Annotated in this window: 7 protein-coding genes; 5 read left to right on the forward strand and 2 right to left on the reverse strand. The window is 67.6% G+C overall.

The window, feature by feature from the left end:
• Positions 1-63 precede the first annotated feature (63 nt).
• The 4 genes from D7Y21_RS38085 (at position 64) to D7Y21_RS38100 (ending at position 5,888) form a co-directional block, all read left to right on the forward strand.
• Complete coding sequence (locus D7Y21_RS38085; protein WP_120565412.1) at positions 64-1,059, forward strand: 3-oxoacyl-ACP synthase III family protein; 996 nt, start codon at positions 64-66, stop codon at positions 1,057-1,059.
• A gap of 40 nt (positions 1,060-1,099) precedes the next feature.
• Complete coding sequence (locus tag D7Y21_RS38090) at positions 1,100-2,656, forward strand: long-chain fatty acid--CoA ligase (protein ID WP_120565411.1); 1,557 nt, start codon at positions 1,100-1,102, stop codon at positions 2,654-2,656.
• Between the two features lie 45 nt (positions 2,657-2,701).
• Complete coding sequence (locus D7Y21_RS38095) at positions 2,702-3,757, forward strand: alpha/beta hydrolase (protein ID WP_120565410.1); 1,056 nt, start codon at positions 2,702-2,704, stop codon at positions 3,755-3,757.
• A gap of 130 nt (positions 3,758-3,887) precedes the next feature.
• Entirely contained in the window at positions 3,888-5,888 is a 2,001-nt protein-coding gene (locus D7Y21_RS38100) for a triacylglycerol lipase (protein ID WP_120565409.1), read from the forward strand.
• A gap of 52 nt (positions 5,889-5,940) precedes the next feature.
• On the opposite strand, the gene D7Y21_RS38105 is transcribed toward D7Y21_RS38100, so the two are convergent.
• Together D7Y21_RS38105 and D7Y21_RS38110 are read right to left on the reverse strand one after the other, a co-directional pair.
• Complete coding sequence (locus D7Y21_RS38105) at positions 5,941-6,534, reverse strand: DUF4276 family protein (protein WP_120565408.1); 594 nt, start codon at positions 6,532-6,534, stop codon at positions 5,941-5,943.
• Positions 6,531-7,694 carry an AAA family ATPase gene (locus tag D7Y21_RS38110; protein WP_199724539.1) on the reverse strand — a complete coding sequence of 388 codons (1,164 nt, stop codon included), beginning with the start codon at positions 7,692-7,694 and terminating at the stop codon, positions 6,531-6,533. The genes D7Y21_RS38105 and D7Y21_RS38110 overlap by 4 nt, the downstream gene beginning before the upstream one ends.
• A gap of 202 nt (positions 7,695-7,896) precedes the next feature.
• Here D7Y21_RS38110 and D7Y21_RS38115 point away from each other — a divergent pair.
• The coding region (locus D7Y21_RS38115; protein ID WP_121718324.1) for an AMP-binding protein at positions 7,897-9,221 on the forward strand (1,325 nt) is incomplete at its 3' end.

A 9,221-nucleotide genomic window follows, 5' to 3' on the forward strand; every position in this document is an offset into this window, starting at 1 on the left:
CCCCCGAAGTCGAAGCCGTCCCCCCGCCGTCCGTCACGCGGTCCCCGGAGCTGAAACACCGTCATGCGTTACGCGAACATCCTGTCCACCGGCCGCTACGTCCCCGAGAAGCTCCTCACCAACGCCGACGTGGAGAAGATCCTGGGCGAGAAGGTGGACGAGTGGCTCCAGCAGAACGTGGGCATCAAGCAGCGCCACGTGATGGCGGACAATCAGGCCACCAGCGACCTGGCCGTGGCCGCCGCGAAGGAGGCGCTGGCCCGCGCGAAGGTGGACCCCAAGGACCTGGACCTGGTGCTCGTGGCCAGTGACACGCCGGACTACCTGAGCCCCGGCACGTCGTCCGTGGTGCAGGCCAAGCTGGGCGCGGTGAACGCGGGCACGTACGACATCAACGCCGCGTGCGCGGGCTGGGTGACGGCGCTGGACGTGGCGTCGAAGACGATTTCCGCGGACGACAGCTACCAGCGCATCCTGGTGGTGGGCGCCTACGGGATGACCCGGTACGTGAACTGGAAGGACAAGAAGACCTGCACGCTGTTCGCGGACGGCGCGGGCGCGGTGGTGCTGGGCGCGTCCGACAAGCCGGGCTTCCTGGGCGCGAAGCTGCTCGCCAACGGCGAGTACCACGACGCGCTGGGCATCTACACGGGCGGCACGAACCGGCCCGCCACGGCGGAGACGCTGGCGCTGACGGACGGCAAGCCCGCGGTGCAGTTCGTGCGCAAGTTCCCCTCCACGTTCAACACCGAGCGCTGGCCCATCCTGCTGGACACGCTGCTCAAGCGCGCGGACCAGACGCTGGACGACGTGAAGCTGTTCGTCTTCACGCAGCTCAACCTGCGCACCATCGAAGCCACGATGAAGGCGCTGAACCAGCCCATGGAGAAGGCGCACTACACGATGGACAAGTGGGGTTACACGGGCTCCGCCTGCATCCCCATGACGCTGGACGACGCGGTGCTGCAGGGCAAGGTGAAGAAGGGCGACCTGGTCGCCTTCTGCGCCAGTGGCGGTGGCCTCGCCATGGCGTCCGCCCTCTACCGCTGGACGGCTTAGTCCCCCCATACCCCGCCTCATTCAGACAGGAGTTCTTCGCATGTTCATCGGGGACTGGATGGGGCGGGGTGCCCTCTACTGGCCGGACGCGGTGGCCGTGGTGGACGTGGCCCGGAAGGACGCGGGCCGCTTCACCTACCGGCAGATGAACGCGCGCGCCAACGCGCTCGCGGGCTGGCTGCGGGACGTGGCGGGCGTGCAGCGTGGCGACCGGGTGGCCATCGTCGCGCACAACGGCGTGGAGTACCTGGACACGCTGTTCGCGTGCGGGAAGCTGGGCGCCGTCTTCGTGCCCTACAACTGGCGGCTGCACGCGGCGGAGCTGACGGAGGGCGTGCGCGCCATCCGCCCGCGCGTGCTGCTGTTCGGGGACGACTTCAAGGACGCGGTGGCCCAGGTGCGCGAGCACGTGGGTGACGGCCTGCGCCTGGTGTCGCTGGAAGCGCAGGGCCTGCCGGGTGCGGATCCGTACGAGAAGGCCATGGCGTACGCGCCCGCCGCTCCCGTGACGAACGACGCGGTGAGCGAGGAGGACATCCTCTGCCTGCTCTTCACCGGCGGCACGACCGGCCGGTCCAAGGGCGCGAAGATTTCGTACCGCATGGTGGCGTGGAACACGCTCAACACGCTGGTGCATGAAATCCGTCAGGGCGACGTGACGGTGACGCACACGCCGCTGTTCCACACGGGCGGGCTGCTCGTCTACACGCTGCCCCTGCTCACCGCGGGTGGCACCGTGGTGCTGATGCGCCGGTGGGACCCGGACGAGATGCTGGGCCTGGTGGCGAAGGAGAAGGTGACGCTCTTCTTCGCGGTGCCCACGCAGTACCAGCAGTTGATGGATTCGCCGCGCTGGAAGGGGACGGACTTCTCCTCCGTGCGCTTCGTGACCAGCGGTGGGGCGCCCCTGCCGGTGCCGCTGCTCCAGGCGTGGCAGGCGGTGCACCCGGTGCCCTTCAAGCAGGGCTTCGGCATGACGGAGTTCGGCCCGGGCATCTTCAGCATGGGGCCGGAGTTCGCGGTGTCCAAGGCGGGCTCCATTGGCCGGCCCAACTACTTCATCGACGCGAAGCTGGTGGACGACGCCGGCCACGTGGTGCCCGTGGGCGGGGTGGGGGAGCTGGTGCTGAAGGGGCCCTCCATGTGCTCCGGCTACTTCGAGGACGACGCCGCCACGAAGGAGGCCATCAGTGCGGACGGCTGGTTCCACACCGGGGACCTGGCGCGCGTGGACGCGGATGGCTTCTTCACCATCGCGGGCCGCAAGAAGGACATGTTCATCTCCGGCGGAGAGAACGTGTACCCGCTGGAGCTGGAGTCCGTCCTCTACGAGCACCCCGCCGTGCAGCAGTGCGCGGTGGTGGGCGTGCCGGACGCGAAGTGGGGCGAGGCGGGCCGCGCCTACGTGGTGCTCAAGCCCGGGGCCGAGGCCTCGGCGGAGGCGCTGCTCGAGCACCTCAAGGGCCGGGTGGCACGCTTCAAGGTCCCCAAGCGGGTGGAGCTGGTGAAGTCCCTGCCGGTGTCCCCGGCCGGGAAGATTCTCAAGCGCGAGCTGCGCGAGGCGGCCATCGCCGCTGACGCGCGGGCCGCTTCGTGACGCACGGATTTTCCTCTCTCAAGCAACGCAACCAGGAGCGCGCACATGGCTGATACATCCAGGAAGGTCGAGATCCGGGACATCCCCACGCAGCGGCTCCGGGTGCGCGCGCGGCTCGTGGGCGAGGACGGCTTTCCCGTCATCTTCGTGCACGGCAACTGTTCCTCGTCCGCGTTCTTCGAGTCGCTGATGAAGACGCTGCCCGAGGGCTTCCGGGGCATCGCGCCGGACATGCGCGGCTACGGGCACACGGAGGCGAAGACCATCGACGCGACGCGCGGCATGCGCGACTTCGCGGATGACCTGGTGGCGCTGATGGACACGCTGTCGCTGAAGCGCGCGGTGTTCGTGGCGCACTCGGCGGGCGCGGGCATCGTGATGCAGCTGTCCATCGACCACCCGGAGCGCGTGGCCGGGCTGGTGGTGGAGGCGCCGCTGTCTCCCTACGGCTTCGGTGGCACGAAGGACGCGGACGGCACGCCGTGCTGGGCGGACTTCGCGGGCTCCGGCGGCGGTACGGCCAACCCGGACTTCGTGCAGCGGCTGAAGACGAAGGACCGCTCCACGGAGTCGCAGACGTCGCCGCGCAACGTGATGAACGGCTGCTACGTGAAGCCGCCGTTCCGCCACCCGGACGAGGAGATGCTCCTGGACTCCGTGCTGGACACGCACGTGTCGGACGAGCTGTACCCGGGCAACTTCTCCACGTCGACGAACTGGCCGGGTGTGGCGCCGGGCACCACGGGCATGAACAACGCCATGGCGCCGGCCTACTACAACACCTCCTCCTTCGCGGCGCTGACGAAGGGGCCGGACGTGCTGTGGATCCGCGGCGCGGACGACGCCATCGTTTCCGACACGTCACTGTTCGACTTCGGCTTCCTGGGCAAGCTGGGCGCGGTGCCCGGCTGGCCCGGGGATGCCCAGTACCCGCCGCAGCCCATGGTGTCGCAGATGCGCAAGGTGATGGAGCGCTACGCGGCCAACGGCGGCCGCTACCGCGAGGTCGTCCTCCAGGACACGGGCCACAGCCCGCACCTGGAGAAGACGAAGGAGTTCCACGACCTGCTCGTCCCGTTCCTGCAGGAGCACGCCCGCTAGGCGTTCCTGACGCGCGGTAAGGCACGCGAGGCCCTTTCCGGGGAGACCCTGGGGGGCGTCGTGTGTCCCGTGCGTCCACTCTCAGTCGAAGTCCGCTGTCGCCGCACCCTTCACCCAACCGGAGGTCCGCATGCGAAGCAACTGGAGTTTGTCGCTCACGGCCGCATTGCTGATGGCAGGTTGCGGGGCAGAACCGCCCGCGGAAGCACCCCAGGCGCAGGAGTCCGTCGCCACGGCCGAGGCTCCGCTGGACGCGGACCTGGCCCCGTACTTCGACGCCATCCCCACCAACTTCACCACCCCCTATCGCGTGGTGGGCACGCTGACGCCGCCCTCGTGGTCCTGGGGTCAGATTGAGTTGCTGGAAGGCAAGCAGCGCTTCCGCACGGAGTACTACAACCCGCGCACGCTGAAGCTGCGGAACTACGACACGTTCCAGTCCAGCGACTACCCGCTGAAGACGTACTTCGGTTCGCTGAACCAGCAGCTGGTGGACGCGTTCAACCTCTACTACGGGAACAGCTGTGCCACCTCGTCGACTGGGGCTGCCTGCCCCACGCCCGGCCCCACCAAGCCGGAGGCGCGCTTCGTCCTGCTACACAAGGGGCGGGCCACCGCGGCGCGCACCTGCGACGTCAACAAGACGCCGACGCTGCTGGTGCACGGCGCCATCCAGGACGCGAACGTGTGGTTGTTCCCCAACGGCAACAACGGTTCGGGCGGCACCTACGGCGGCGCGGCGCAGCTGACGGGCATGGTGCAGGACCTGGAGTCGAAGAACCGCTGCGTGTACGCGGTGACGTTCGGCTCGTTCCACGGCGACAACTTCAACCACGCCATCCACGTGGCCAACGCCGTGCAGCGCGTGAAGGCGCTGCACCCGGGCGTGGCGCGGGTGGACGTGGTGGCGTGGAGCAAGGGCGTGCTGGCGGTGGACCCCTGGCTGGAGAACGCGGCCACGTGGGGCGGCTTCAGCACGACGCGTTTCTTCGAGCGTCTGGCCAAGGAGCAGGCGTCGCAGGTGCCGGCGTATGACGACTCGGTGCGCGTGTACGTGCCGTTGTCCGGCCCGCACAAGGGCATCGACCTGAACTTCCGCCACCCCATCCACACGCTGACCATCGCGAGCACGGCCTCCAACGCGCCGGTGGGCCGTGGCCCGATGCCGTGGACGTACTTCTCCGCGTTCCAGTGCGTGACGTTCGGGTACGACGTGCCCTGGTTCAAGAACCCCTACGCGGAGAGCGTGTGCGCGGGTTCCGGCGGCGTGTGGACGGACTACTTCCGCCGCATCTACCTGTCGAACATCACGGGCCTGTCCAGCACGGGCACGCCGGTGTCCAGCAGCACGCTGCAGACGCTGAACACGAACCAGGGGCTGTCCGCGTCGTCGTTCAAGTTCGACGACTACAACATGAGCCTCTTCGGCGCGGTGAACGACAGCGGCAAGTACGTGACGGCGTACCCGGGCCAGCTGCAGGCGGCGTATGACCTGCGTGGCACGTACCCGATTCCGGACCGCAGCGCGTCCGCGTGGGACAACATCGATCCGGACGAGAACCGCTACTTCCCCTGGCTGGACACGAAGCTCATCTACAACCCGTACAACCCGTTCTTCGCCGCGGGCTACATGGCGTCCAGCGACCACCGCGTGTGCCGCACGACGGCGTTCGACCCGGTGGGCTCGCCGTGCTTCGCGTACCACGCGGCACGCCTCTACACGAGCAACCTGAACGTGGAGGCGACCGACTCGCTGGGCTACGGCAAGTACCGCATCATGGACGGCCTGGGCATGGCCGCGGCCATGGAGATGGGCGGCAAGTTCATCACGCGCCTGGCGGAGCACGGCCTGGATTCGCGCCTGCCGTCGCTCTACGTGCTGTACGGCACGGCGGGCGGGGCGACCCCGTTCGAGACGGACGGCATGACGTCCACCACGTCCGCGCTGCGCAGCGACGGCGTGCTCTTCGAGGCGAGCATCGCGGCGATGACCCAGCTCACCCAGGGCTGGACGTCCACGAAGAAGGCCGCCGACGCGAAGCAGGAGGGCATGGCCTATGACCACCTGAGCATGGGCATCACCCCGGCGGTGTGGAACAAGATCTCCGCGCACTTCGTTTCGCGGGATTGATGGCGTGACGTGAGGAGCACGGGCGCGTTTTGGCGCGCCCGTGCTTCGCGGGTCAGGGCCGCGGCGGGACGGGGACGTTCAGCAGGGTGCCCATGTCCCGGACGAGCTTGTCGAAGGAGTCCGCTCGGCGAGCGGCTTCGAGGTCGAAGACGCTGGTCAGGGCGGGCTGGTCGATGGTTTCGCTGTAGCCGCTGGGCATGTGGTTGCCGAGCCAGCCCTTGGCGTCGCGGATGCTCTCTGGTTCGGATGGAGCCCGCAGCGAGGCAGGAAGGCCTCGCTGGCTGCTCAAGGACTCGGCTGCTGCGAGGAACCACGCTTCGTATTCACACTGCGCAACGACCACGGAGATGATCCGGTTGGCGCGCTGTGCTCGTGCCCAGGCCAGGAGCCGTGGCCCGAGCACACAGGGCAGGTCCTTGTCTGCATCCAGTAGGACGAGGATGCGGCCTGTATCGCCCACCTTCCGGGCCGTCAGCTCGATGGCCCGGCGCAGTCCGTCTTCCTTGACGAGCTGACCTCGTGGAATGCGATGGGGAAGGAGGACTTCCGGATGAACCGCGGGCGCCAACCACTGCGTCAGGCGCCTCACGAGGATGGGCGCGGCGATGACTTCACCGTGTCCCTCGACGATGAGCCCCAGCTTCATTCGTTGCCGTGCTCCCAGAGCTTGAGCTGATCCGCCTGGGGGATCGCCTTCCTGTCCGGAGACAATTGGTTGGCCTTCAGCAGCTCGCCCGCGGTGTAGAGCCGGTCCTTGAGTGCGGACCGGGTCTCCGCATCCACTGGTGCGATGATGCTGCGGCCGCGGTCCGACACCACCGAGAGAATCTCGTCCGCTTGGATGCTGGGATCATCCAGCAGCTCCGGGCTGTGACTTGTGACAATAATTTGGGCGTACTGAGATGCATCTCGGAGCGCGTCACGCAGGACGCCTGCGGCCGCTGGATGGAGTGCGACCTCAGGCTCCTCGATACCCACGAGGTGGATCCGCGGTTCGGTCCGGGGCTGAAACAGCGCGACGAGAATACCCAGCGCTCGGAGTGTCCCATCTGACATGTCGACGGCCGGGAACTCCCAGGCTTCGTCATCACCCTCGACGTGCTGATGGAACTGAATGGTTTCCATGTGGCCGACGGGAGACGATTCCACTCCCCTCAAGTTTGGCACGATGGCTCGGAGATACTCCTCAATGCGCTGAGTTGTAGTGTCGTCGGCGCGCTTCTCCATGCGCCCCAGGACACTTGGGAGATTGGAGCCGTCACGGATCAAGAACTCCCCCTTGTCGGGAGGCTGAAGTGCACGAAGCTGATCCGGATTGAGGTTGTAGAATCCCATGTTCGACAATGCATCGAAGACGGGGCGGAACTCGATGAGGCCTGCTGCGTTGGTCAGGTAGAGACGGTCATGTGATGCAGGAGGGGCTACTGGGGAAGGCTTGACGACCAGCTCTCCGTCGAAAACGCGGTAGCTGGCTTCTCCAACGGAACATTCCTCCTCCTGCACGAAGTAGCCCCCGAAAAGCTGGCTGCCAAGGCTGAAGGAATAATGGCCGCTCGTGCCTTCGGGCAGATGAAAGTCGAGGCGGATTCCGAATTGCATGGAGGCCGGTACTGCGCGGCGCACGATGTGGTGAATCCCCTGCCGGCTTCGAATTGCCTGTTCCAAGGAGGTTCGTAAGGCGTCCGTGACGAACCTAAGGGCATCAAGGAAGTTGCTCTTGCCGGAACCATTCGGGCCTACGAGGAAGGTGAGTGGCCCGAGGGCGACGTCGCAAGCCTCGATGCTGCGGAAGTCGCGCAGGGTCACGCGCGAAAGCAGGGGAGCCCGACGCCCAGGTGGACTGGCAGGGGACGGCCCGGGACTCTCGGCGGAAGGCATCTGACGATCTCCAGCAGTGCGGCAGGCGCTGCATCGTGCCAGTAGCTTCGTGGGAGGGGTAGATCTGGTACCAGATCGAGTAGCCAGAATCCGATGCAGGAATCGCATCGTGGTCTAGCCTGGAGCCGCAATGCCCATCGTCCACGACTGGCTGGCCCGGCGGGCTTCGCTCGCCCCGGAGCGCACGGCGCTCGTTGATTCGCTCCGGGGTGGGCGGCGCGTCTCGTGGGCGGAGTGGAATGACTCCGCCCACCGGACCGCGCTGCTGCTTCGTGACCTGGGCGTGGGCCTGGGGGACCGCGTCGCGGTGCTCGCCTACAACGGCGTGGAGACGCTGGACCTCGTGTTCGCCTGCGCCAAGCTGGGCGCCGTGCTCCAGCCGCTCAACTGGCGCCTGGGCGTGGAGGAACTCCACGGCCTGCTCTCCGATGTCGCCCCCTCCGTCGTCTGCTTCGGGCCGGAGTTCCGCGCTCAAGCGGACGCCTTGCGCCCCCGGCACCATGCGCATTGGATCTGCCTGACGGATCCGCTCTTTTCCTCCCGTGACGAACTGACCGGCGCGCTGCCCTCCATCGAACTGGAGGCGGATGCTCCCTGGGTGCTGTGCTCCACCGGCGGGAGCACCGGGCTTCCGAAGTCCGCCGTGCTTACGCATGGCTCGCTCACCGCCAATGCCGTGAACACCGTCGTCAGTTGGGGCCTCACCCAGGACGACGTGGCGCTGCTCAACGCGCCCCTGTTCCACACCGGCGGCCTCAACGTCTTCACGCTGCCCCTGGTGTACGCGGGCGGTGCCTCCGTCGTGTGCCGTGCCTTCGACGTGGCGCAGTGCTTCGACCTCATCCACTCGGGCTCCGTGAACCTCGTGTTCGGCGTGCCCACCATGTTCATCGAGATGCAGCGGCATCCTCGCTTCGAGGCCGTGGACTTCTCCCGCCTCAAGCTGCTCATCAGCGGCGGTGCGCCCTGTCCCGCCCCCGTCTTCGAGCGCTTCTTCGCTCGCGGCATCTCCTTCCGCACCGGCTATGGCCTCACCGAGGGCGGCCCCAACAACTTCTTCCTCCCCGACGCCGTCATGCGCTCGCACCCGGGCTTCGTCGGCGTGCCCCTCTTCCACGTCGAAGCGCGCATCGACGGTGAACAGCGCCCCGGTGACGTGGGCGAGCTGCTCCTTCGCGGCCCCCACCTGTGCGCCGGCTACTGGCGCCGCCCGGAGGAGACCGCCCGCGCCTTCGTGGACGGCTGGCTCCACACCGGCGACCTGGCCTCCCGCGATGCCGACGGTCTCTTCCGCATCGAGGGCCGCGCCAAGGACCTCATCATCTCCGGCGGCGAGAACATCCACCCCTCCGAGGTCGAGAGCGTCCTCGCCGGCCACCCCGACGTCGCCGAGGTCGCCGTCATCGGCGTCCCCGACCCCAAGTGGGGCGAAGTCCCACGCGCCCTCGTCGTCCC

The organism is Corallococcus sp. AB045 (genome assembly GCF_003668895.1).
Taxonomy (GTDB): domain Bacteria; phylum Myxococcota; class Myxococcia; order Myxococcales; family Myxococcaceae; genus Corallococcus; species Corallococcus coralloides.